The organism is Amnibacterium kyonggiense, assembly GCF_004364555.1.
Classification (GTDB): Bacteria; Actinomycetota; Actinomycetes; order Actinomycetales; family Microbacteriaceae; genus Amnibacterium; species Amnibacterium kyonggiense.
Genome location: NZ_SOAM01000002.1, coordinates 178,342 through 199,562, shown reverse-complemented (window position 1 = coordinate 199,562; position 21,221 = coordinate 178,342). Strand labels below are relative to the sequence as shown.

Here is a 21,221-nt window from a genome sequence, read left to right as displayed (position 1 = left end):
GGCTAGATTCGGTCCGGGCCGCGGGGGCCCGGCGGGGAAGGATTCGGTTCGGTTGAGGATCATCAGCTACAACCTGCGCGAGCACACGGCACGCGGCGAGCTCGAGGCGATGGCGGACGTGCACGACGTCGACGTGCTCGCGCTGCAGGAGTGCGACCACACCGACATGCCGCAGACGATCGGGCACCTCGAACTCATCGAGCAGACCCGGACCAACCGGCTCGGACTCGCGATGTACGCCCGCGCCGACCGGTTCGAGGTGAAGGGCAAGAAGGTCTTCGCGCTGCGCAAGTCGATGCACGACCGCGTGCTGAAGCCGGCGAACGAGCGGCTGCTCGCCGCGCACCTGCTCGACCGGGAGACCGGGATGGACGTGCTCGTCGGCGACTTCCACGCCGCGCCGCTCAGCGCCACCAACTCGCTGCGCCGGAAGCAGATCGCCGCTGCCCACGAGGGGATGCGCGCCATGCGCCCGGGCACGCCCTCGGTGATGGTCGGGGACTTCAACTACCCGTGGTTCGTCCGCGGCCTCGAGCGGCGGCTGGCGGCGACCGGCTACCAGCTCACCCGCATGCCGTCGCACACCTACGTCGGGGTCCGGTTCAGCGGGTACTTCGACTTCGCGACCTCGAGCGGCTTCGAGATCAGCGACCTCGAGGTGCTGCCGCAGGGCAAGTCCGACCACCTGCCCATCAGCATGACGGCGCGCATCGCCGCGTGAGGCCCTGGTAGTCGCCTGACAGAAGTCTGAGCGGTTGTCCAGCGTTCCGGGCGTACGTTCCACGCTGTGACGACGACGGCGACGCGAGGAAGCAGCATCCGCAGTCTCATCCCGGCGCGGATGGACCGCCTCCCCTGGACGAGGTTCCACTGGACGGTTGTCCTGGGTCTCGGGACCGCTTGGATCCTCGACGGCCTCGAGATCCAGATGGTGTCCGCGAACGGGTACGCCAAGCAGCTCGGGATGGACTCGACGGAGGTCGGGCTCACCGGCACCGTCTACCTGCTCGGGCAGGTCGTCGGGGCGCTCGTGTTCGGGCGGCTCTCCGACCGCCTCGGCCGCAAGAAGTTCTTCGTCCTGACGCTCGCGCTCTACCTCGTCGCGTCGGGCATCGCGGGCCTCTCGTTCGCGCCCTGGTTCCTCTACATCTTCCGCTTCATCGCCGGCATGGGCATCGGCGGCGAGTACACGGCGATCAACTCCGCGATCGACGAGATCATCCCCTCGAAGTACCGCGGCCGCGTCGACATCGCCATCAACGGCACGTACTGGGGCGGTGCCGCCCTCGGCGCCGCGGCGAACCTGTTCCTGCTCGCGCCGGGCAGCGCGCTCGAGGCGTCCGGCTGGGGCTGGCGCATCGGCTTCTTCATCGGCCCGGTGCTCGGCCTGATCATCATCTTCCTCCGGCGCAACATCCCGGAGAGCCCCCGCTGGCAGCTGACGCACGGCTACGAGAAGGAGGCCGAGCAGAACGTCGACCGCATCGAGCGGGAGGTCGAGGAGGAGGCGGGCACCGCCCTCGACCGGGTCCCGGACGAGAAGGCCATCGACGTGCCGGTCCACGACCGGGTCCCGTTCCGCGTCGTGCTCTACGTCTTCACGCGGATGTACCCGAAGCGGGCGTTCGTCGCCTTCGCGATGATGATCACGCAGTCGTTCCTCTACAACGCGATCTTCTTCAGCTACGCGGAGGTGCTGAAGAACTTCTACGGCGTCGGGAACGCGGCGATCTACTTCTTCCCGTTCGCGATCGGCAACCTCATCGGTCCGCTGGTCCTCGGGCACCTGTTCGACACGATCGGGCGTCGGCAGATGATCTTCGCCACCTACGGCCTCGCGGCGGTGGTACTCGCGGTCTCCGCCGCGCTATTCCAGGCGGACGTCCTCACCGCGACGACGCAGACCATCCTCTGGAGCGTCTCGTTCTTCTTCGCCTCCGCCGGCGCCTCGTCCGCGTACCTGACGGTCAGCGAGACGTTCCCGCTGCAGGTCCGGGGCCAGTCGATCTCCTACGTCTTCGCGGTCGGCCAGTTCGTCGGCGCCTTCGCGCCCGTCATCTACAACTCGCTGATCGGGGACGGCCAGAGCCGCGGCCCGCTGGCCGCCGGGTACTACCTCGGCGCCGCCGTGATGCTCGTGGGCGGGCTCATCGCCCTCCTGTTCGGCGTCTCGGCGGAGCGGAAGTCGCTCGAGGACGTCAGCGACGTCGACTTCATCGACAAGATCGAGGAGCGCATCGGCGTCCACTGACCCGGTGGGTCGAGCGAGGGGGCGGGGACCTGGTCCCCGCCCCCTCGTCATGCGTCGAGGAGTCCCACCAGGCGGTGGACGGCTGCCGCCGGACCGATCGTGCCGTGCAGTCCGACCGGGCGGACCGGCGTGACGAAGATCGAGCGCAGGAGCGATCCGACCGCCTGGTCCACGCTCGGGTCGGTGCCGCGCCAGGCCGCCCACACGCTCTCGGCCCACTGCCCGGCCGCGCGCGCGTGGCCGCCGATGGAGCCCTGCCGGACGCCCGCCTCCGCGACGTCCAGACAGGTGAGCCAGCGCTTCGGCGGTGCCGGCGGCTCGAACCGCGGCCAGGACGGGGTGGGGCGCCCCATGCGGCGGTGCACCGCCCGGACCTCCTCGGCCGAGAACCCGTGCTCGAGCGCGAGCCACAGCCCGGCCAGGCTGTAGGCGACGCGGATCTCCGGTGCCTCCCCGCCGGCGTGCTGCGCGCCGTAGGCGTCCACGGTCAGCTGGTGGTAGCGCAGCATCACGGGGTGCTGGAACTCGAAGCCGAGCAGCTCGTGCAGCACCGCCTCGCAGGCGGGCGTGGCGTGCAGCCGCGTGTGCTCGACCGCGACCGGATCGGGCAGCACGAGGCCGCATCCCGGACACGCGGTGCGACTGCGCACCCGCACAGCGTCCCACGCCGCACCTCCGCGGACTCCGATGACGCCCGCCGTGCGACCTCGCGACCTGGGCGGGTGCTCCGCATCGACCGTCCGGACGCAGCGGCCTCCCGCCGCTCGGCGAGACTGCGGGCATGGCCCGTCCCCTCCGTCTCGGCGCCGCGGTGGCCGCGGCGCTCGCCGGTCTGCTGCTCGCCGGGTGCACGCCGACCGGGGCGGGACCGGCGCCCACGGCCGCCGCGCCGGCCGGGCTCACGGGCGTGCGGCTCTCGGTGCCGGCGGGGCTCGCGACCGGTGCGTTCGCCGAGCACCGCACGGTGCAGGCGCCCGCCGGGTGGACCGTGTCGGTCTGGGCGCGGCTCGACGGCGCCCGCCTCGCCGCGTGGACCCCGGACGCCCGCCTCCTCGTCTCCCGGCCGGGGTCCGGGGACGTGCAGGTGCTGACGCCCGGGCGCGATCCCGCCGCCCCGCCGACGACCGCGACCCTCGTCGACGGGCTCACGCAGCCGCACGGGCTCGCATTCGCGGGCGACACGCTCTACGTCGCCGAGAGCGACCGCGTCGACGCCTACCGCTACGCCGACGGCAGGGTGTCCGACCGGCGGACGGTGGTCGACGGACTGCCGGACGGGAGCACGCCGGAGCTCCGCGGCGCCTACGCGCACGCGCTGAAGAGCGTCGCGGTGGGCCGCGACGGCAGCGTCTACGTCTCGGTCGGGAGCACCGGCAACACCTCCGCGGAGGATCGGTCGTCGTCGCCCGAGCGCGCCGCGATCCTCCGCGTTCAGGACGGGAGGACGACCGTCTTCGCCCGCGGCGTCCGCAACGGGACGGGGCTCGCGATCGCTCCCGACGGCTCCGTGTGGACCGCGGTGAACAACCGCGACCGCGTCGCGTACCCGTACGACCGCTCGTACGAGGGCGGCGGCGGGTCGGACCGGGGCGCCGTGCTGCAGCCGTACGTGAACGACCACCCGCTCGAGCCGGTCGCCCGGCTGACGGCGGGCAGGGACCTCGGCTGGCCGTACTGCAACCCCGATCCGGACGTCGATCCGGGCGCGCCCGACACCGCCTTCGACTACGCCGGCCGCGGTTTCGTCCGGGACCAGGAGACGAACGCGGACGGGTCGAAGCTCGATTGCGCGGCGCTGCCGCGGGTCGAGCAGGGCCTGCCCGCGCACTCCGCGCCGCTCGGCCTCGCCTTCGTGACGCTGCCGGAGCCCTACGGCGCCGGCGCGCTCGTCGGCGTCCACGGCTCGTGGAACCGCACGCCGCCGCGGGCGCCGGAGGTGGCCTTCCTCCCCTGGCGGGACGGCACGCTCCAGGATGAGCGCACGCTCCTCGGGGGCTTCCAGTCGACGGACGGCAGCCGGTGGGGTCGGCCCGTCGCCGCCGTGACCGGTCCGGACGGCGCGGTGTACGTCGCGGACGACGAGGCCGGTGCCGTCTACCGGATGGCCCCGCCCGGGTGATCTCGACGGCGCCGGCGTCCGGTGGCATCGTGGTGGCACCCGACCCGCGAAGGAGCACCCCGTGTCTGCGAACGTCAACGCCTATCTGAACCTCCGCGGGACCGCCCGCGACGCCCTGACCTTCTACGGGTCCGTGTTCGGCGCCGAGCCGCGCATCGGGACCTTCGACGACTTCGGGATGCCGGTCGGCGATGGCGAGGGCGGCCTCGTGATGCACGGTCAGCTCGACCGTGACGGCCGGCCGTGGCTCATGGCGTCCGACGTGCCGGGCCACATGGCCTGGAAGCCGGGCGAGAACACCTTCTCGGTGTCGCTGTCGGGCGACGACGAGGCCGTGCTGACCGGCTGGTGGAACGCGCTCTCGGAGGGCGCGACGGTCACGCAGCCGCTCGAGAAGGCGCCGTGGGGCGACAGCTTCGGCATGCTGACCGACCGGTTCGGCGTCTCCTGGCTGGTGAACATCAGCGGCTCCTGAACGTCGTCGTCCGCCGGCGCCGGCAGCCTCCTGCGTCCGCGACGATGATGGGGTGAACCGCCTCGTCGTCCCCCTGCTCACCTCCGCCGGCCTGCTCGGCGGGTTCGGCGTCGCCCGCGCCACGGGTGTGCGTGCGGCGGGCGGCGGCGTGCTCGGCGCGGTGGGCGTCGCCGTGTTCGCGCTCGTCGCCCGGCGCGGCGGCGCGTGGCGCGCCACCGCGGTCCTGCTCGCCTACCTCGGCGCCTTCGGCGGCTCGCACCCGCTCGCGAAGCGGCTCGGCGCCTGGCCGTCGGTCGTCGCGGTCGCCGCGGCGACCGCCGTCCCCGCGGCGCTGCTCGCCGAGCGCTAGAAGAGGCGGGACGCCCCGACGTACGCGACGGCCAGCGCGATGATCCCCGACAGCGCGGCGAACGTGATCCGTGCGCGCCACACGCCGGGGAACTTGCCGACGAGCTGCGACACGATCCCCGTGACGAGCAGAGCGACGAACGAGCCGAGGAACGCACCGCCGATGAGCAGGGCGGCCGTCGTCGGGTCGCCCGGGCTCTCGAACTCCACGTAGATGAAGAAGATCGCCGCGACGTGCAGCGGCAGGCTGAGCCCGGTCAGCACGAAGAAGGCGAGGACGCCGAGGAGCCGGCGCCCGGTCGGGCGCTGCTCCGGCGCGCGGAGCACGGGTGGCGGCTCGAAGCGCGGCTGCTGGCGCTGCGCGTAGGGGTAGGTCGCCTGCTGGCCGACGGGCGTCGGCTGCGGGATCGACGCCTGGCGCGGCCCGGTCGTACGGGGCGGCGCGTCGGTGGCGTACGGGTACGACGCGGCCCAGTTCGCGGCCGGGGCCCGGCGCGGATCGTGCGATCGGCTGCTGTCCACGTCCCCACACTCTCATCGACCTGCTCCGGTGGCGACCACGCGCGGCGCTTTCGTGCCGCGACCGTGATCCGCCGACACCGATCCTGCCCCGAAAGGGTGACACCGGCGGCGCGACCCTCCGGACGACGCGCATCCGGTCAGCCGCGGGAGCGCTGCCACGCCTCCCAAAGCCGCGGCATCTCGGTCCGGAGGAAGCGGAAGAACGCGGCCATCTCCGCGAGCCGGTCCCGTGCGGGACCCGCCTCCACCTCGCCGAGCCCCGCCTCGAGCACCGCGAGGAGCGGGCTGTACCGGTCCTGCGAGAGCGTCGACGCGTACCAGGGCAGCGCCGGGAGGGAGTAGACGTGCCGACGGGTGCCGGGGACGACGTCGGTGCGCACGAAGCCGAGCACCCCGAGGTAGCGCACGCCCCCCGACACCGCGGCCGGGCTCAGCTCGAGCGCGCGGCTCAACTCGCCCGACGTCATCGCGCCCGAGGGCTCGACCATGAGGCGCAGGAGGATCTGCGCGGGCACCCGCGGGAAGCCCTCGTTCGCCAGCTCGGAGGCGACGCCGCGCGCCAGCGACTCGCCGCTCACGCGACCTCCCGCCGACGCTGGGACAGGGCCGCGAGCGCCGCGAGCACGACGGCGGCGGCCCCCACGGCCCAGGTGGGCCCCCAGTCGTGCGTCGGCAGCGCGGGCACGGAGCCGACCGGGCTGAACCGGACCAGGTCGGCCGGCAGGTCCAGGATCCCGCCGAAGAGGCCGATCAGAGCCGCCGCGCCGAACACGACCCAGGCGCCGAGGACGGCGAGGCGCGGCAGCAGGCCGACCAGGAGGGCGGCGACGGCGGTCAGGGCGAGCGCCGACGGCGCCTGCACCAGCGTCTGTAGGACGCGCTCCCCCACCGCGTCCGACCGCCCCTGGCCGAGCGTCCCGGCCGCGACGGCGGCGGCGGAGACGAGCAGCACGGCGACGACCGTGCCGACCGCGACCGCGCCCCACGCGGCGAGGAGCCGGAGCCGGGACACCGGGCCGGCGAGCAGCGCCTCGGCCCGTCCGGAGGCCTCCTCCTCCCGCGCTCGCAGCATCGCCTGCACGCCGGCCGCGGCGGCGAGCAGGCCGACGAGCACCAGGATCCCGGTCGTGAACCCCTGCTCGAGGTCGCCGCGGGTGTGCCCGAGGCTCTCGACGACCCGGGCGATGACGGCGTCCTGGAGCCGGAACCGCGACGCGGCCGCGACGAGGTTCGGCGTGACCAGTGCGAGGACCCCGGCGCCGATCGTCCACGCGAGCGCGGACGGCCACTGGAGGCGCAGCGCCAGGCCGAGGGGGCCGGCGATCCGGCCCTCGGGCCGCCCGACCCGTTCGCGGACGGCGCTCGCGCCCGGCTCCCGGCGCGCGTGGATCACGAGACCGGCGCCGACCAGGAGGACGGCGAAGCCGGCCAGCGCCGCCAGCGGCCAGGCGGTCGGCGTCGTGTACGGCCGCAGCTGCTCCCCCCAGCCGATCGGCGAGAACCCGCTGACGGCCGCGGGGGCCAGGGTCAGGGCGGCGCCGTCCGGGACGCCGAGCGCGTCGCCCGCGGCTCGCAGCGCGTAGGCGAGCAGCGCCAGCACGACCCCGACCCCGTTGGCGCCGCGGGAGGTCGGCATCGCCTCGCTCGCGAGCAGGCCGACGCCGAAGAACCCGAGCCCGGTGAGCGTCAGGCCGGCCGCGAGCAGCGCCGAGCCGCCGGCCGGCATGCCGCCCGCCACGAGGAACGCGGTCGCGAGCGCGCCGAACGCCGCGTCCGCGGCCACGGCGAGCAGCATCGTCGCGACCGGCGCCGCGAGGCGCCCCACCGGCGTCGCGTCGACGAGCTCCCGGCGCCCGGCCGCCTCGTCCCCGCGGCCGTGCCGCACGGCGAGGAACGTGTTCATCAGCGCGACCGCGACCGCCATCCACGTGTAGGTCTGGAAGAAGAGCGCGGAGCCGAAGGAGTCGCCGTCGACGACGCCGCGGAACGCGAGGATCGCGGGCGTCGCGAGCGCGATCGTCAGCACGGAGCGGCGATCGGCCGCGGTGCCGTACTCGGCGTGCGAGGCCTGCACGGTCACGAGCAGCAGCACGGCGAGGCCGAGGACCCAGACGGCGAGGGTCACGCGGTCCCGGCGCGCCTGGAGGGCGAGGAGGCGGATCATGCCCGCGCCCCGTACTGGCGCAGGAAGAGCTCCTCGAGCGACGGCGGCTCGGCCGTGAGCGCCGTGACGTCCGCCGACCCGAGCACGCCGAGCACGGCCGCGATCGCAGGGCCGTCGACGTCGAACGACAGGTGCTCGCCGTCGGACGCGAGGTCGTGCACGCCGTCCAGCCGCGCGAGGCCGTCGGGCGCGTGCCGGGCCGCGACGCGGAAGCGCGTCCGGGTGAGGCGCCGGAGGTCGGCGAGCGTGCCGGTCTCGACCGCACGGCCGTTCCGCACGATCGTGACCCGGTCGCCGAGCTGCTCGACCTCGTCGAGGATGTGGCTGGACAGCAGCACGGCCGCCCCCTCGTCGCGGACCCGCCGCACCTCCGCGCGGAAGACCTCCTCCATCACCGGGTCGAGGCCGCTCGTCGGCTCGTCGAGCACGTACAGGTCGGCGCGGCGCGCGAAGGCGGCGACGAGCGCCACCTTCTGCCGGTTGCCCTTCGAGTAGGCGCGCGCCTTGACCCGCGGGTCCAGGTGGAAGTCGTCGAGCAGGCGACGGCGCAGGTCCGGATCGGCGCCGCCGCGCAGCCGGGTGAGGAGGTCGACGGTCTCGCCGCCCGAGAGGTTCGGCCAGAGCGTCACATCCCCGGGGACCGACGCGATCCGGCGGTGGATCGCGACGGCGTCGGCCCACGCGTCCATGCCGAAGACGTCCGCACGACCCTTCGCCCGCAGCATCCCGAGCAGGACGCGGATTGTCGTCGACTTGCCCGCGCCGTTCGGGCCGAGAAAGCCGTGCACCTCCCCCGCCGCCACCTCGAGGTCCAACCCGTCGAGCGCTCGCGTACGCCCGAACGTCTTGACCAGGCCCTCCGCCCGGATCACCGTGTCCATGACCGCAGTATTCACCGATTCGTGAAGGTTGTGAAGGTGAGTGAGCAGAGCCGTCGACGCCGAGTTCACGCGAACGGGAATGCCCGGGCCCGCGCTGCGTTGACTTGAGCCGAAGGCACTCAAGTTCCATCAGGAGGAAGCTTTGCCCACCAACTTCGGCCCGGCCAGCGGCGACGGCGACTCGTTCGACGAGTTCTTGTCGCGCATGCTCGCCGGGCAGCGTTCCGGCCAGGGGCGCCCCATCGACATCTCCCGCCTGCTCAGCAAGCGGACCCACGAGCTCATGACCGGCGCCGTCCGCTACGCCATGGAGCACGGCCACGCCGAGGTCGACTCGCTGCACCTGCTGCGCGGCCTCGTCACCACGACCGAGGGCGAGCGCACGCTCCGCGCCGCCGGCATCGACCTGGACGGCCTCGTCCGCGCCATCGACGAGCGGCTGCCCGCGGGCGGCGCGCCGCGCACGGACGCGGCGCCGAGCCTGACCGGGGCAGGGCAGCGCTCGCTGCTCGAGGCCGCGCAGGTCGCGCGCGCCTCCGGCTCCACGTACGTCGACCCCGAGCACCTGTTCTTCGCGTTCGTCGCGAACCAGCAGGGCACCCCGGGCCAGCTGCTCGCCTCCTTCGGCGTCACGCCGGACTCGCTGCAGTCGATCGCACAGCACGCCGCCGAGGCGCGCGAGGCGGAGGAGTCCGAGACCGGCACGCCGACGCTCGACAAGTACGGGCTCGACCTGACCGCGAAGGCGACCGCCGGTGAGCTCGACCCCGTGATCGGGCGCGCGCTCGAGATCGAGCAGGCGGTCGAGATCCTCCTGCGCCGCACGAAGAACAACCCCGTGCTGATCGGTGAGCCCGGCGTCGGCAAGACCGCGATCGTCGAGGGCCTCGCCCAGCGCATCGTGGACGGCGACATCCCGGAGGCGCTGCGCGGCAAGCGCGTCGTCGCCCTCGACCTGCCCGGCATGGTCGCGGGCACCCGCTTCCGCGGCGACTTCGAGGAGCGCATCACGAAGGTGGTGCAGGAGATCGCGGACCACAAGGACGAACTCCTCGTCTTCCTCGACGAGATCCACACCGTCGTCGGCGCCGGCTCCGGCGGCGAGGGCGGCATGGACGCGGGCAACGTGCTGAAGCCGCGCCTCGCGCGGGGCGACCTGCACCTCATCGGCGCGACGACGCTGAAGGAGTACCGCCGCATCGAGAAGGACGCGGCGCTCGAGCGCCGCTTCCAGCCGGTGACGATCGGCGAGCCGTCCGTCGACGACGCGGTGCGCATCCTGGACGGGCTGAAGTCCCGCTACGAGGAGCACCACGGGGTCCGCTACACGGAGGACGCCGTCCGCGCCGCGGTCGAGCTGTCCCACCGCTACGTGACCGACCGGTTCCTGCCGGACAAGGCGATCGACCTGATCGACCAGGCGGGCGCCCGGCGCCGGCTGGCGCTCGGCCTCCGGGTCGACGTGCCCGCGCTGCAGACGCGGATCGGCGAGCTCGAGGCGGACAAGAACCGCGCGGTCGCCGACGAGCGGTACGAGGACGCGTCCCGGCTGCGCGACGAGATCGAGGCGGTCGTCGCCCGCATCGCGGCGGCGTCCGGTCGAGGCGCCTCCTCCGACGAGGAGACCACGGTCGACCAGGCGGAGATCGCGGGCGTGATCTCGCGGCTCACGGGGATCCCGGTGACCCGGCTGACCGAGGCCGACCGCTCGCGCCTGGCGAGGCTCGAGTCCGAGCTCCACGAGCGCGTCGTCGGCCAGGAGCAGGCCGTCGCGTCGATCGCCAAGGCCGTCCGGCGCAGCCGCACCGGCATGGGCGACCCGAACCGGCCGGTGGGGAGCTTCCTGTTCCTCGGCCCGACCGGCGTCGGCAAGACCGAGCTGGCGAAGGCGCTCGCGGCCAGCCTGTTCGGCGACGAGTCGGCGATGCAGCGCTTCGACATGAGCGAGTTCGGTGAGCGGCACACCGTGAGCCGGCTGATCGGCGCCCCTCCGGGATACGTGGGCTACGACGAGGCCGGTCAGCTGACCGAGCGCGTCCGCCGCAACCCGTACTCGGTGATCCTGCTCGACGAGATCGAGAAGGCGCACCCGGACGTGTTCAACCTGCTGCTGCAGGTCCTCGACGACGGTCGCCTGACCGACGGGCAGGGGCGGACGGTCGACTTCCGCAACACCGTGCTCATCATGACCTCGAACATCGGCAGCGAGTTCCTCGCGTCGAGGAGCGGCGCGCTGGGGTTCATCCAGCAGTCGGAGGAGGGCTCGGGCTTCGGCTCGGACAAGGCGCTCCGCGACCGCGTGATGGGCAAGCTGCGCGAGGCGATGCGGCCCGAGTTCCTGAACCGCATCGACGAGGTCGTGCTGTTCCGGAAGCTCGAGGCGGGGCAGGTCTTGGGCGTCGTCCGGCTGCTGCTCACCGCGACCGCAGCGCGGCTCGCGACGCGCGGCGTGGTGCTCGACGTCACGGAGGAGGCGGTCGACTGGATCGCCGAGCACGGGTACGAGCCGGAGTACGGCGCCCGCCCGCTGCGCCGGCTGATCCAGCGCGAGGTGGAGGACCGCATCGCGGACCTGCTGGTCACGACCGAGCCGGTCGCGGGCGACGCGGTGCGCGTCACCGCCGAGGGCGGCGCCCTCGTCGCCGCGCTCGACCCGGCCGAGCACCTGCTCGCCGCCTAGGCGATGCAAACCACGGAGGGCCCGGATCGATTCGATCCGGGCCCTCCGTCCTGTTCACGGATACGGAGATCTCGCAGCGCGGAGCGCCCCGGATCTCCGTATCCGTGAACGCGCTAGAGCAGCTGCGCGGCCGCCTCGTCGACGAAGGCGAGGAGGTCGTCGAGCGATCCCGTCGGCGTGATCGCGCGGAGGACCAGCTCGTCCACCGCGGCGTACGCGGCGACGCCCTCCGCGAGCGTCCCGCCGGCACGCGGCAGCGTCGTGTCGACCGCCTCGACGCCGAGGCGCTCGAAGTTCGCCGCGTAGGCCGGGTAGGAGGCGTACTGCGCCGCCTCCCGCTCGAGCACCGGCCGGGCCGCCTCGTCCACGATCGTCCGGGCGTAGAGCACGGCCCGCGGCGCCTCGCCCTGCGCGCGGCGCCCGGCCTCCCGCAGCTCCGCCGCCTGCTCCGCCGCGACCGAGAGCGGCAGCCAGCTGAGCAGCACGCCGTCCGCGTGCTCCGCCGCGAGCCGGCGCATGCGCGGACCGAGCGCCCCGACCACGAGGGCGGCGGAGGTCGCGTGCCGCAGCGCCGCGAGCGCATCGGCCACGGCGTCGACGGCGCCCCGCCGCAGCTGGCCGGACCCGATCCCCAGCGTCAGCCGCGCCTCCGGCACCCCGGTCCGGTGCACGTCCGCGAGCAGCTCCAGGGGCCGGCGCCGGTCGATCGGTACGACGCCGGTGCCGAGCCGCAGGTGCGTCGTCGCCTCCGCGGCCGCCGCGAGCCCGGCGAGCGAGTCGCCCTGCGGGCTGTCGTTCAGCCACAGCCCGGCGAACCCCGCCGCCTCGACCCTGGGCGCGAGCACGCGCACCGCCTCCGGGCCGAGCGCGCCCGGCACCCCGATCGACACCTCGACTGCCATGCCCTCAGCATGCCCCCGCGGCGCTCGGCGTGCACCGGACGCGGTCACGTCCGGCCCGCGGCCCCGTGGCTACGCTCGACGACCGTGACGGTGCTGCAGGACGACCTGACGCTCGAGTTCACGGCCCCGCTGTGGCGCTGGGAGGCCAGACGCGAGTTCTGGACCTTCGTGTCGCTGCCCGCGGAGGCGACCGAGGAGATCCGCGACCTCGCGGGCGACCTGCCGCGCGGCTTCGGCGCGGTGCGGGCCCACGCCCGCGTCGGTGCGAAGCAGTGGTGGACGTCGGTGTTCCCGCAGAACGCCGACGGGCAGTACGTCCTGCCGATCAAGAAGAGCGTGCGGACGGCGAACGACCTCGAGCTCGGCGACCCCGTGCCGGTCTGGGTGCAGCTGCACCCCTGACCGCGACGGAGGGGCTCCCGCGACGCTGCGGGAGCCCCTCCTGGTCGGTTCAGCGCGTGATCGGCTTGCCGCCCTTGTCGCCGCCGCCGCCGCCGCTCGGCTTGCCGGGCTTGTCGCCCTTGCCCGGCTTGTCCTGCTTGCCGCCCTTCGGCTGCGACGGCTTGTCGGCCTTCTGCGGCGCGGCGTCCTTGTGGACGATCGCCTTGCCGCCGTACAGGAACTGCGACTCGGGCGTCGGCCACGAGTAGGCGCCGCCGTACGCGGAGTTCATGAGCGAGGCGATGCCCTGGAACACGCAGTGGCGCTTCTCCGCCCAGCGGTTCGGGTTGCTGGGGCAGGCCGGGCCCTGGTAGATCGACCGCAGGTTCACGTTCCCGACCCGGTTGCCGACCCACACCGCGGTCGTCACCTTCGTCGTGGAGCCGATCGCCCAGGTGTCCTTCGCGAAGTCGGTCGTGCCCGTCTTGCCGATCATGAAGCGGCCGCTGTTCACGAAGTTGTCGCCGGCCATCGTGCCGCGGGTCAGTACGTTGTGCAGGTCGTAGCCCGCGGCGACCGCGACGTTCTCGGGCACGACCCGCTTGCAGTTCGCCTTCGGCACCGGGATCGACTTGCCGTCCGAGTCGACGACCTTGTCGATGCCGATGGACTGGCAGGTCACGCCCTTGTTCGCGATCGTCCCGAAGGCCTGCGCCATGCCGATCGGCGCGATGGAGCTCCCCGTACCGATCGCGGCCGCCGGCCCGACCGCGAGCGGAGCCGTCTTCGGGTCGCCGTTCTTGTCGACGACGATCTTGTTCTTCTTGTCGCGCAGCATCAGCGCGTTCGTGGCGCCCATCGACTGCGCGATGTCCCGCATCCGGCAGAGGTCCTGCTCCTCCGCCATCGACTGGAACGCGCCGTTCACGGAGTTCGCGGTGGCGGACTGGACGTTCATGTTGCCCTTGTCGTTCACACTGTCGTTCTTGAACGTGTAGTCCGGGCCGCTCATCGGCGAGCCGCACGCCGTGTAGTTGCTCATCGGGATCGTCCGCGCGTTCCCGTTCACGACCTGGTTGATGGTGTGCCCCGACTCGAGCCAGCCGATCAGGTTGATGGACTTGAACGTCGATCCCGGCTGCGCGCCGCCGCTGGCGCCGAGCTTCTCCGGCACGTTGAAGTTCACCGCGGAGTACTTGAAGTCCTTGCGGTACTTCGCCCCGGTGGCGTCGAACACCTTGTTCTGCACCATCGTGAGCACGCGCCCGGTGCCGACCTGCACCGAGACGGCTGCGGCGCCCGCGTCGAGCTGACCCGACTTCATCGGGACGTAGCGGTTCATCACCTTCTGGGCCTTCTTCTGCAGGTCCAGGTTCAGGGTGGTGTAGATCTTCCAGCCCTTGGTGTTCAGGTTCGCGAGCCGGACCGAGCGCGTCGCGCCGAACTGCGGGCTCGTGAGGATCGTGTTGACGACGTAGTCGCAGAAGAAGCCGGCGCTGCCCGCCGTGTCGCAGCCCGTCGACGGCGGCGTGATCTTCGTGACGATCTTCTCCGCCGAGTACTTGTCGTACTCGGCCTGGGTGATCATCTTGTGCGCCAGCTCGACGCCCAGGACGTAGTTGCGGCGCCCCTCGGCGCCCTCGAGGTTCGCCGTGCGGTCGAGGCGGAACGCGTCCGGGTTGTTCACGATCGAGATCAGCGTCGCCGCCTGCCCGATCGTGAGCTCCTTCGCGGGCTTGCCGTAGTAGTACTCGCTCGCCGCTTCGATGCCGTAGACCCGGCCGCCGAAGCCCGCGATGTTGAGGTAGCCGAGCAGGATCTCGTTCTTCGTGTACTTCTTCTCGAGGCCGATCGCGAGGCGCATCTCGCGGATCTTGCGGTTGTAGGACTTGTCGATGCAGGCCTGGTATGCAGCCGTCGCCGCGGCCTTCGTCTTCGCGTCGGTGACCGGAATCGCCTCCGCCTGCTGCACGCACACGTTCTTCACGTACTGCTGGCTGATCGTCGAGGCGCCCTGGATGTCCTTGTGCATCAGGTTCGACACGAGCGCGCGCGCGATGCCGCTCGGGTCGATCGGGCCGTGCTGGTAGAACCGCACGTCCTCGGCGGCCAGGGTCGCGTTCTTCACTGTGTCCGGGATCTGGTCCCAGGTGACGATGTCGCGGTCCTGCTCGAAGAACGACGCGAGCAGCACCTGCTTCGTGCCGGACTTCGCGTAGATCCGCGCCTTCTGGTCGAGCGGCGTGATGTCGAGCGTGCTCGGCAGGCTCTGGAACGCGGTGATCTGCTGCTTCGTCGCGCCGCCCGCGATCGCCACCGCCGGTGTGATCACGCAGGCGATCAGGGTGCCGGCGATGGCGGCCACCGCGAAGAACGCGAGCAGGGCGGAGAGCTTGCCTCCCGCTCGGAGGGCGGCCTGGGTCACGGACACCCCGGCATCGTACGAGTCCGATCAGCACATCGATGCGTGCACGCGCGAACCTTCCGCGCGTGTGGCCGGATCGTTGCCGTCGGAGGCTGAAGAGACCCTGGGTTCCGGGGGCGATCAGGGGCGACACACGGTCGCGTCCGAGGCGGGGACGGCAGCATCGCGCCATGACCGATCTCATCCGACCGACCAGGGGACGCCTGATCGCCGGCGTGTGCGCCGGGCTCGCGAACCGCTTCCACACCTCGCCGACGCTGGTCAGGATCGTCTTCCTGCTGTCGATGCTGCTGCCGGGGCCGCAGATCCTGATCTACCTGGCGCTCTGGGTGATCATGCCCAAGCAGCGCTGACCCTCAGGCGCCGGCGGCGCGGCGCGGCTGCTCGGCCGCGACGCGATCCGGCGCGGCCTGATCGCGCAGGGCTGCGGCGCGGGAGCGCCCGCCCGCCAGGCCGACGAGGTTCGGCCGCGGGATCGGCCCCGTGACGACGGGGACGGCGACGGGCAGGCGCCGCCCGAGCGTCCAGCGCACGATGCTGAGCGCCGTCCGGCGCGACGGCATGTACCAGAGGAAGAACGCGCCGCGCACGAGCCAGCCGACGAGCTGCGGCAGCGGGATCCCCCACAGCATCGCGACCGCACGCCCCGGCGCGAAGGCCGCGACCGTGCCGAGCCCCCGGAATCCGAACCGGCGCGCCTCCGCCCGGCGCGACCGCCGGGCGATGTTCCGGCCCACCGTCGTGCCGGCGCGGATCGCCCAGAGGGCCTCCTTCGGCACGCGGTCTCCCCTGCGGCGCACCGCGGCGACGTCCCCGGCGCTCCACACGCCGTCGGTCACCCGCAGGCACTCGTCGACGGCGAGCAGGCCGTCCGGCTCCTGGAAGCGCTCGAGCCCGGGGATGACCGGCACGGTGCTGCCGAGGGACGAGACGACCGTCGCCGCCTCGATCCGGCTCCCGTCGCCGAGCTCGACGCCGTGCTCGTCCACCGCGACGACCCGCGTCTCGGTGAGCAGCTCGACGCCGGCGTCGCGGAGGTTCCGCTGCAGCCGATCCTGCAGCGACCGCTTGTCCTGCCACACCGGGACGACCGTCCTCGACCCGGAGATGAGCACGATGCGTCGCGCGTCCCCGTAGCGGCGCCCGAGCGCGGCGGCGACCTCCGTGCCGGCGAACCCGGCGCCGACGACGACGATCGTGGTCGCGCGACGCGCGTCCTCCGCGTCCTCCGGCACCTGCCGGTCGATCCAGTCGAGGTGCTCGAGGAGCGCCTCCACCCGGCCCGGCGACCGCAGCGACCACCCGTGCTCGGCGAGCCCGGGCAGGTGGTCGATCCGGTCCTGCGCGCCGGTCGCGACGACGAGCTCGTCGTACGACACGACCCGCGTCTCACCCTGCCACTCGACCGTGACCGTGCGGCGGTCCGGGTCGACCGCGGTCGCCCAGCCCTGCACCCGCTCCGCGCGCGGGATCACCTCGTCGAGCGGGCTGACGAGCATCTCGGGCTTCAGGCCGCCCTCGAGCACCTCGCCGGTGAAGCCGTGGAAGACGTGCTCGCGGAAGGGCGCCACGACCGTGATCCGCGCCGATGCGCCCATCCAGCGGCGGATGGCGCGGTAGCACCAGACGGAGGAGTAGCCGCCGCCGAGGATGACGATGCGCTTCACGCGACCGCGCCGTCCGGGATCGTCGCGGGCGCCTCGCGGCGCGCGGGGCCGGTCCAGCCGCGGACGGTGACCGGCTCGCCGAAGGAGGTCGGCTCCGCGAGCCCGAAGCCGAGGTGGCCGAAGCGCTCCGAGAGCTCCCGCACGCGGGCGACCTGCTCGAGCGACGGCCGGCCGATCGTGCCGTGGCCGCGGTGGTCGGCGAGCGCGAGCAGCGAGCTCTCCGCGAGGCACGCGAAGGAGGACGTCGCCGGCAGGCCGATCCCGTGACCGGTGCGGACGAGTCCCGGCGTCGCGACGACGCCGCCGTCGAGGATCGTCACGTCCGGGCGCTCGGAGGCGAGCGCGGGGCTGCTGTTGCGCGGCTGCGTGTCGTCGAGCACGACCGCGCCGAGCTTCAGGTGGTCCGCCGTGAGCACCGCCCCGACCGCGGAGGTCATGAGCACGACGACGTCCGCGCGGCGGCAGGCGGTCATCTCGGTCGACCAGGTCGCGCCGAGGTCGCCCGCCAGCGCCGCGAGCGCCGCGGGCGTGCGGCCGACGAGCACGAGCTCCTCCGCGACGCCCGTCGCGCCGAGGACGCGGGCCACCGCGGTGCCGACCGAGCCGTTCGCACCGACGAGGGCGACGACGGGCGGCTTCGTCATGCCCGCCGCGATCCGCTCGACCGCGGCGGCCGTGGCAGCGGCGGTGTACGCGTTGCCGTTCGTCACCCCGATGTCGGTCCGGCGCCGGAGCTTCGCGCCGCCCGCCGTGGCGGGCGCGGTCAGCGCGCCGAGGCCGAGCACGGTCGCGCCGCGGGCGACGGCGAGATCGATGGCCTGGTCGACGCGGCGGGCGATCAGGGCCCGGTCGTCCCCGAGCAGCATCGTCGGTGTCAGCGGGAGGGCGATCACGTCGCCGAGCACCTCGTCCGGCCGGTCGGCGGCCGTGATGGTCGAGTGGACCCACGGCTTGAGCGGCAGCTTCCGCATCGCCTTCTCGACGACCCGGCCGGGGATGAGGCCGAGGACCGGATTGATGAGCGCGAGGTCCTCGGAGGGGTCGGTCCGCGGGTGGATGAGGAAGGCGAAGCGTCCTCGTGGTGCGGGGGTCGTGTCCATGTCGGGCTCCGGGCTCGGGAGGGCGTGCAGACGGGGAGGTGCATCCGGCCGTGGGGGCGCGCCGAAGAGCGCTCGGACGCTCCCCCGACGTCCGGCTCGAACCGCCGCCTCCACCCCCCGCTCGGGCGAGACCCGTTCTGGGGGTCATCGGCGACTGGCGTCACCATATCGGGGGGCGACGCGCCCCTCGCAAGCCCCAATTGCACACCCGGACGGGGGGCACAAGCCCCCCGACGTACCTGCGTAGGACCGTTCCACCTGATCAGCACGGCAGTCACACTCGTCACACCGTGCACACCGACCTCAGGAGTCTCGGTGTGTCGCACCGGTCACGGCCGTCACGACGGGGCACGGGCCGTACCCCGTGCGCGGAGCGCCGCGTCAGGTGATGTGCGGATGGAACGCCGTGGCCCCCCGGTGCGGACACCTGCGTGTGGATCAGGTCGATGCCGAGCACGTCGAATCGGGCCGCGTCGACGACGATCGAGACGGCCCTCGCGAGCACCGCGTGATCGCCCTCGTCGCCGACGAACAGCTCGCCGTCCTCGTTCTCCTGCGGCAGCGCGATGCGGCCGCGCAGCTCGAGCGGATCCCGGACCCGGAGGCGGATCGCGGCGGTCACCGTGATGGTGCCGTCGTCGTGGATCTCCGGCTGCAGCACTCGTGCGGACACACCCGCACGCTACGTCGGGCGACCGGGCGCTCGCGTCAGGTGCCGGAGGTCAGCCGCGGACCGAGTCGACGACGGCTGCGACGCGGCGGGCGCGGGTCTCCGGCGCCTTCGCGCCCTCGACCGCGACGACGTGCGCCTTCCTCCTGCTCGGTGCGAGCGCGTCGAACGCGTCCCGCGCACCGGCGGCGTCGAGGGCCGCGGCCAGGTCCTCCGGGACCGGCGTCTCCCGCGGCGCCGCGTCGAGCTCGAGCGAGACCTCCAGCTCGTCACCGCCGGCGATGCCGCTCTCCGCGCGGCGCTCGAAGGAGAACGGGATGAGCGCGCGGCCGCCCATCGAGCCGACGGTGCTGCTGAAGCGGTAGCCGTTCACGACCACGGCGACCGCGGGGCGCTTGCCGCCGCCCAGCTCGTCGAGCACCTCCGGCGGCACGGGGATCCCGGTGTTCCGGCCCGTCAGGTGCATGGTCGTGCGGTACTCGACGCTCACCGCGACATCATCGCGCGAAGCGGCGGTTCTCCACAGCTTTCGAACATGTGTACGACTACCGTGGGCTCGTGGTCGACTGGCACCCGCGCCGCCTCGTCGTCGGCACCGAGTGGACGGTGACGGCGCTGGGGCGGTCGGAGCCGATCGCCGTGATCCGCCGGCTGCGGTTCGGAGGCCGCACGGTGTTCCGGGCGGTGACCTGGGCGCCGACGTCCGACGGCCGGGAGCTGATCGGGTACTACCGGACCGGCGACGCCGCGGCGGTCGCCTCGTGGCGCGATCACGTCGACCGGCAGGCGGCCCGGCACGAGGCGACGTCGCGGCCGCACAGCGAGCGCGGGCGGGGCTGATCGGGACGCGCACGGCGCCGCGCGCACGCCCTCCGGCAGCCGCTGCACGCCCCGCACCCCCTGGTCTCGGGGTTTCGGCCGGCGGCGCCCGGCGACCATCATTCCGCCATGACCGGGTCCGACGTCGCGATGCTCGCGCTGACGTTCGCCGGCTTCGCGCTCATCGCGATGCTCCCCTACGCGGCGTTCCGCCTCGTGGAGCTCGCCGAGGACGCGATCGACCGCGCCCGCGACCGCGCCTGACCCGCCGCGCGTCCGGACGGCGCGCCGGTCAGGCCGCGATCGGGAGGGATCCGTGATCGCAGTGGTCGCAGGCCGCGTCGCAGGCGCACGGCGGCGGGCAGTGGTGGGAGTGGCGGCAGGAGCACATCGGGGGCTCCTCCTTCCGTACGGCGGTGGACGGTGGGAACGAGCGTGCGCGCACCGCGCGGCCCCGCCGGGGTGCGACCCGCTCCCCAGTCCGGGGGCCATCACACCGCTGCCGGGGCCGCCCGCTGCTCCTCCGCCGGTGCGCACCGCCCGATGAGCAGCGGAAGGCCCCGCCAGGCGGGCTACGCGTCGGCCGCGGCGAGCTGGCCGCAGGCGCCGTCGATCTCCTTGCCGCGCGTGTCGCGGATCGTCGTCGGGATGCCCGCCGCCTCGAGGCGGCGCACGAACTCGCGCTGCGCCTCCGGGGTGGAGGACGTCCACACGGACCCGGGCGTCGGGTTCAGCGGGATCGGGTTGACGTGCACCCAGCCGTGCCCGCGGGCGTTCAGCTTCTCGGCGAGGAGGTCGGCGCGCCAGCCGTGGTCGTTCATGTCCTTGATCAGGGCGTACTCGATCGACACGCGACGGCCGGTGGCGTCGAAGTAGGCACGCGCGGCGTCGAGCGCCTCGTCGACCTTCCAGCGCGAGTTCACCGGGATCAGCTCGTCGCGCAGCTGGTCGTCGGGCGCGTGGAGGGACAGCGCGAAGGTCACCGGGATCCGCTCGTCCGCGAGCTTCCTGATCGCCGGGACGAGGCCGACGGTGGAGACGGTGATGTGGCGGGCGCTCATGCCGAGGCCCTCCGGCGCCGGCGCGACCATGGTGCGGACGGCGGACATGAGCCGGTTGTAGTTCGCGAGCGGCTCCCCCATGCCCATGAAGACGATGTTGCTCACGCGCTCCGGCGTCGTGCTGCTGCCTGTGCTTCCGCTGGCGGCCCGCTTGCCCCGGAGCTCGCCGTCCGCGATCACGCGGTTCGCGCGGACGACCTGGTCGACGATCTCCGCGGCCGACATGTTGCGGGTCAGCCCCGCCTGGCCGGTGGCGCAGAACGGGCAGTTCATGCCGCAGCCCGCCTGCGAGGAGACGCAGAGCGTGATGCGACCGGGGTAGCGCATGAGCACCGACTCGACGAGGGCGCCGTCGTGCAGCTTCCAGAGGAACTTGATCGTGTCGCCGCGGTCGGTCGTGAAGCGCCGCACCTCGGTCATCAGCTCGGGCAGGAGGCCCGTCACGAGCTCCTCGCGGCCCGCGGCGGGGAGGTCGGTCATCTCGGCCGGGTCGGACGTGTACCGGGTGAAGTAGTGCCGGGCGACCTGGCCGGCGCGGAACGCGGGCAGCCCGAGCTCGACGAGCCGCGCGCGGCGCTCCTCCGGCGTCAGGTCGGCGAGATGCGTCGGCGGCTTGCCGCGCTTCGGGGAGGCGAACTGCAGCAGCGGCCGCCCGTCCGCGTCCTTCGCCTGCTGCCAGCCCTCGGTCCGCGGCCGGACCTGGACGGCGCGCGGAGCGGGCGGGACGAGGGCGTCGGCGGGCATCCCTCCAGGGTA

Annotated in this window: 22 protein-coding genes; 10 read left to right on the top strand and 12 right to left on the bottom strand. The window is 73.3% G+C overall.

What is annotated here, in order from left to right; all coding sequences use genetic code 11:
• Positions 1-52: 52 nt before the first annotated feature.
• Positions 53-721, top strand: a complete 669-nt coding sequence (locus tag CLV52_RS09330; protein ID WP_133766091.1) for an endonuclease/exonuclease/phosphatase family protein — start codon at positions 53-55, stop codon at positions 719-721.
• A 120-nt stretch (positions 722-841) separates the two neighbouring features.
• Positions 842-2,251: an MFS transporter gene (locus CLV52_RS09325; RefSeq protein WP_133766090.1), complete on the top strand. Its 1,410-nt coding sequence runs from the start codon at positions 842-844 to the stop codon at positions 2,249-2,251.
• A gap of 47 nt (positions 2,252-2,298) precedes the next feature.
• Here the strand turns inward: CLV52_RS09325 and CLV52_RS09320 are convergent, their stop codons facing one another.
• Positions 2,299-2,901 carry a DUF5946 family protein gene (locus CLV52_RS09320; protein WP_133766089.1) on the bottom strand — a complete coding sequence of 201 codons (603 nt, stop codon included), beginning with the start codon at positions 2,899-2,901 and terminating at the stop codon, positions 2,299-2,301.
• A 131-nt stretch (positions 2,902-3,032) separates the two neighbouring features.
• Between CLV52_RS09320 and CLV52_RS09315 the strand changes: the two genes are divergently transcribed.
• From CLV52_RS09315 to CLV52_RS09305, 3 genes are all read left to right on the top strand, one after another.
• Positions 3,033-4,370: a PQQ-dependent sugar dehydrogenase gene (locus CLV52_RS09315; protein WP_133766088.1), complete on the top strand. Its 1,338-nt coding sequence runs from the start codon at positions 3,033-3,035 to the stop codon at positions 4,368-4,370.
• Positions 4,371-4,431: 61 nt separating this feature from the next.
• Positions 4,432-4,845 (top strand): VOC family protein, encoded by a 414-nt coding sequence (locus tag CLV52_RS09310; RefSeq protein ID WP_133766087.1) that lies wholly within the window; start codon positions 4,432-4,434, stop codon positions 4,843-4,845.
• A 52-nt stretch (positions 4,846-4,897) separates the two neighbouring features.
• A complete protein-coding gene (locus tag CLV52_RS09305) occupies positions 4,898-5,194 on the top strand; it encodes a hypothetical protein (protein WP_133766086.1) in 297 nt (98 codons plus the stop codon).
• On the opposite strand, the gene CLV52_RS09300 is transcribed toward CLV52_RS09305, so the two are convergent.
• From CLV52_RS09300 to CLV52_RS09285, 4 genes are all read right to left on the bottom strand, one after another.
• Positions 5,191-5,715 carry a VIT1/CCC1 transporter family protein gene (locus tag CLV52_RS09300; protein WP_133766085.1) on the bottom strand — a complete coding sequence of 175 codons (525 nt, stop codon included), beginning with the start codon at positions 5,713-5,715 and terminating at the stop codon, positions 5,191-5,193. The genes CLV52_RS09305 and CLV52_RS09300 overlap by 4 nt on opposite strands.
• A gap of 137 nt (positions 5,716-5,852) precedes the next feature.
• Complete coding sequence (locus CLV52_RS09295; RefSeq protein WP_133766084.1) at positions 5,853-6,293, bottom strand: GbsR/MarR family transcriptional regulator; 441 nt, start codon at positions 6,291-6,293, stop codon at positions 5,853-5,855.
• Positions 6,290-7,879: a polyketide antibiotic transporter gene (locus CLV52_RS09290; protein WP_133766083.1), complete on the bottom strand. Its 1,590-nt coding sequence runs from the start codon at positions 7,877-7,879 to the stop codon at positions 6,290-6,292. The genes CLV52_RS09295 and CLV52_RS09290 overlap by 4 nt, the downstream gene beginning before the upstream one ends.
• Entirely contained in the window at positions 7,876-8,760 is an 885-nt protein-coding gene (locus tag CLV52_RS09285) for an ABC transporter ATP-binding protein (RefSeq protein WP_211342665.1), read from the bottom strand. Before CLV52_RS09285 ends, CLV52_RS09290 begins: the two co-directional genes overlap by 4 nt.
• A gap of 142 nt (positions 8,761-8,902) precedes the next feature.
• Between CLV52_RS09285 and CLV52_RS09280 the strand changes: the two genes are divergently transcribed.
• Entirely contained in the window at positions 8,903-11,440 is a 2,538-nt protein-coding gene (locus CLV52_RS09280; protein ID WP_211342664.1) for an ATP-dependent Clp protease ATP-binding subunit, read from the top strand.
• A gap of 113 nt (positions 11,441-11,553) precedes the next feature.
• On the opposite strand, the gene CLV52_RS09275 is transcribed toward CLV52_RS09280, so the two are convergent.
• On the bottom strand, positions 11,554-12,342 hold the full coding sequence (locus CLV52_RS09275; protein ID WP_133766082.1) for an LLM class flavin-dependent oxidoreductase: 789 nt from the start codon (positions 12,340-12,342) through the stop codon (positions 11,554-11,556).
• An 84-nt stretch (positions 12,343-12,426) separates the two neighbouring features.
• On the opposite strand from CLV52_RS09275, the gene CLV52_RS09270 reads away from it, so the two are divergent.
• Positions 12,427-12,744 (top strand): DUF1905 domain-containing protein, encoded by a 318-nt coding sequence (locus CLV52_RS09270; protein WP_342773146.1) that lies wholly within the window; start codon positions 12,427-12,429, stop codon positions 12,742-12,744.
• Between the two features lie 49 nt (positions 12,745-12,793).
• Here CLV52_RS09270 and CLV52_RS09265 read toward each other — a convergent pair whose 3' ends face one another.
• Positions 12,794-15,154: a transglycosylase domain-containing protein gene (locus CLV52_RS09265; protein WP_133766080.1), complete on the bottom strand. Its 2,361-nt coding sequence runs from the start codon at positions 15,152-15,154 to the stop codon at positions 12,794-12,796.
• Positions 15,155-15,318: 164 nt separating this feature from the next.
• On the opposite strand from CLV52_RS09265, the gene CLV52_RS09260 reads away from it, so the two are divergent.
• Positions 15,319-15,501, top strand: a complete 183-nt coding sequence (locus tag CLV52_RS09260; protein ID WP_133766079.1) for a PspC domain-containing protein — start codon at positions 15,319-15,321, stop codon at positions 15,499-15,501.
• A 3-nt stretch (positions 15,502-15,504) separates the two neighbouring features.
• On the opposite strand, the gene CLV52_RS09255 is transcribed toward CLV52_RS09260, so the two are convergent.
• The 4 genes from CLV52_RS09255 to CLV52_RS09240 form a co-directional block, all read right to left on the bottom strand.
• Positions 15,505-16,815: an NAD(P)/FAD-dependent oxidoreductase gene (locus tag CLV52_RS09255; RefSeq protein ID WP_162850790.1), complete on the bottom strand. Its 1,311-nt coding sequence runs from the start codon at positions 16,813-16,815 to the stop codon at positions 15,505-15,507.
• A complete protein-coding gene (locus CLV52_RS09250; protein WP_133766077.1) occupies positions 16,812-17,915 on the bottom strand; it encodes an NAD(P)-binding domain-containing protein in 1,104 nt (367 codons plus the stop codon). The genes CLV52_RS09255 and CLV52_RS09250 overlap by 4 nt, the downstream gene beginning before the upstream one ends.
• Before the next feature lie 283 nt (positions 17,916-18,198).
• A complete protein-coding gene (locus tag CLV52_RS18400) occupies positions 18,199-18,588 on the bottom strand; it encodes a hypothetical protein (protein ID WP_162850789.1) in 390 nt (129 codons plus the stop codon).
• Between the two features lie 49 nt (positions 18,589-18,637).
• Positions 18,638-19,075 carry a YdeI/OmpD-associated family protein gene (locus tag CLV52_RS09240; protein WP_246018053.1) on the bottom strand — a complete coding sequence of 146 codons (438 nt, stop codon included), beginning with the start codon at positions 19,073-19,075 and terminating at the stop codon, positions 18,638-18,640.
• 68 nt (positions 19,076-19,143) lie between these two features.
• On the opposite strand from CLV52_RS09240, the gene CLV52_RS09235 reads away from it, so the two are divergent.
• Together CLV52_RS09235 and CLV52_RS19060 are read left to right on the top strand one after the other, a co-directional pair.
• Positions 19,144-19,425, top strand: coding sequence for a hypothetical protein (locus tag CLV52_RS09235; protein ID WP_133766075.1), 282 nt, complete (start codon positions 19,144-19,146; stop codon positions 19,423-19,425).
• A gap of 108 nt (positions 19,426-19,533) precedes the next feature.
• Positions 19,534-19,668 carry a hypothetical protein gene (locus CLV52_RS19060; protein WP_281276062.1) on the top strand — a complete coding sequence of 45 codons (135 nt, stop codon included), beginning with the start codon at positions 19,534-19,536 and terminating at the stop codon, positions 19,666-19,668.
• A 308-nt stretch (positions 19,669-19,976) separates the two neighbouring features.
• Here the strand turns inward: CLV52_RS19060 and rlmN are convergent, their stop codons facing one another.
• Positions 19,977-21,209 carry a dual-specificity RNA methyltransferase RlmN gene (gene rlmN / locus CLV52_RS09230; protein WP_133766074.1) on the bottom strand — a complete coding sequence of 411 codons (1,233 nt, stop codon included), beginning with the start codon at positions 21,207-21,209 and terminating at the stop codon, positions 19,977-19,979.
• Between the last annotated feature and the right edge of the window lie 12 nt (positions 21,210-21,221).

What these genes read in the sequence shown, in the direction of transcription:
- CLV52_RS09325 (WP_133766090.1), top strand. Translation starts at nt 842, where the DNA reads ATGGACCGCCTCCCCTGGACGAGGTTCCACTGGACGGTTGTCCTGGGT.
- CLV52_RS09315 (WP_133766088.1), top strand. Translation starts at nt 3,033, where the DNA reads ATGGCCCGTCCCCTCCGTCTCGGCGCCGCGGTGGCCGCGGCGCTCGCC.
- CLV52_RS09290 (WP_133766083.1), bottom strand. Translation starts at nt 7,879, where the DNA reads ATGATCCGCCTCCTCGCCCTCCAGGCGCGCCGGGACCGCGTGACCCTC.
- CLV52_RS09285 (WP_211342665.1), bottom strand. Translation starts at nt 8,760, where the DNA reads ATGGACACGGTGATCCGGGCGGAGGGCCTGGTCAAGACGTTCGGGCGT.
- CLV52_RS09275 (WP_133766082.1), bottom strand. Translation starts at nt 12,342, where the DNA reads ATGGCAGTCGAGGTGTCGATCGGGGTGCCGGGCGCGCTCGGCCCGGAG.
- CLV52_RS09260 (WP_133766079.1), top strand. Translation starts at nt 15,319, where the DNA reads ATGACCGATCTCATCCGACCGACCAGGGGACGCCTGATCGCCGGCGTG.
- CLV52_RS09250 (WP_133766077.1), bottom strand. Translation starts at nt 17,915, where the DNA reads ATGGACACGACCCCCGCACCACGAGGACGCTTCGCCTTCCTCATCCAC.
- CLV52_RS19060 (WP_281276062.1), top strand. Translation starts at nt 19,534, where the DNA reads ATGACCGGGTCCGACGTCGCGATGCTCGCGCTGACGTTCGCCGGCTTC.
- rlmN (WP_133766074.1), bottom strand. Translation starts at nt 21,209, where the DNA reads ATGCCCGCCGACGCCCTCGTCCCGCCCGCTCCGCGCGCCGTCCAGGTC.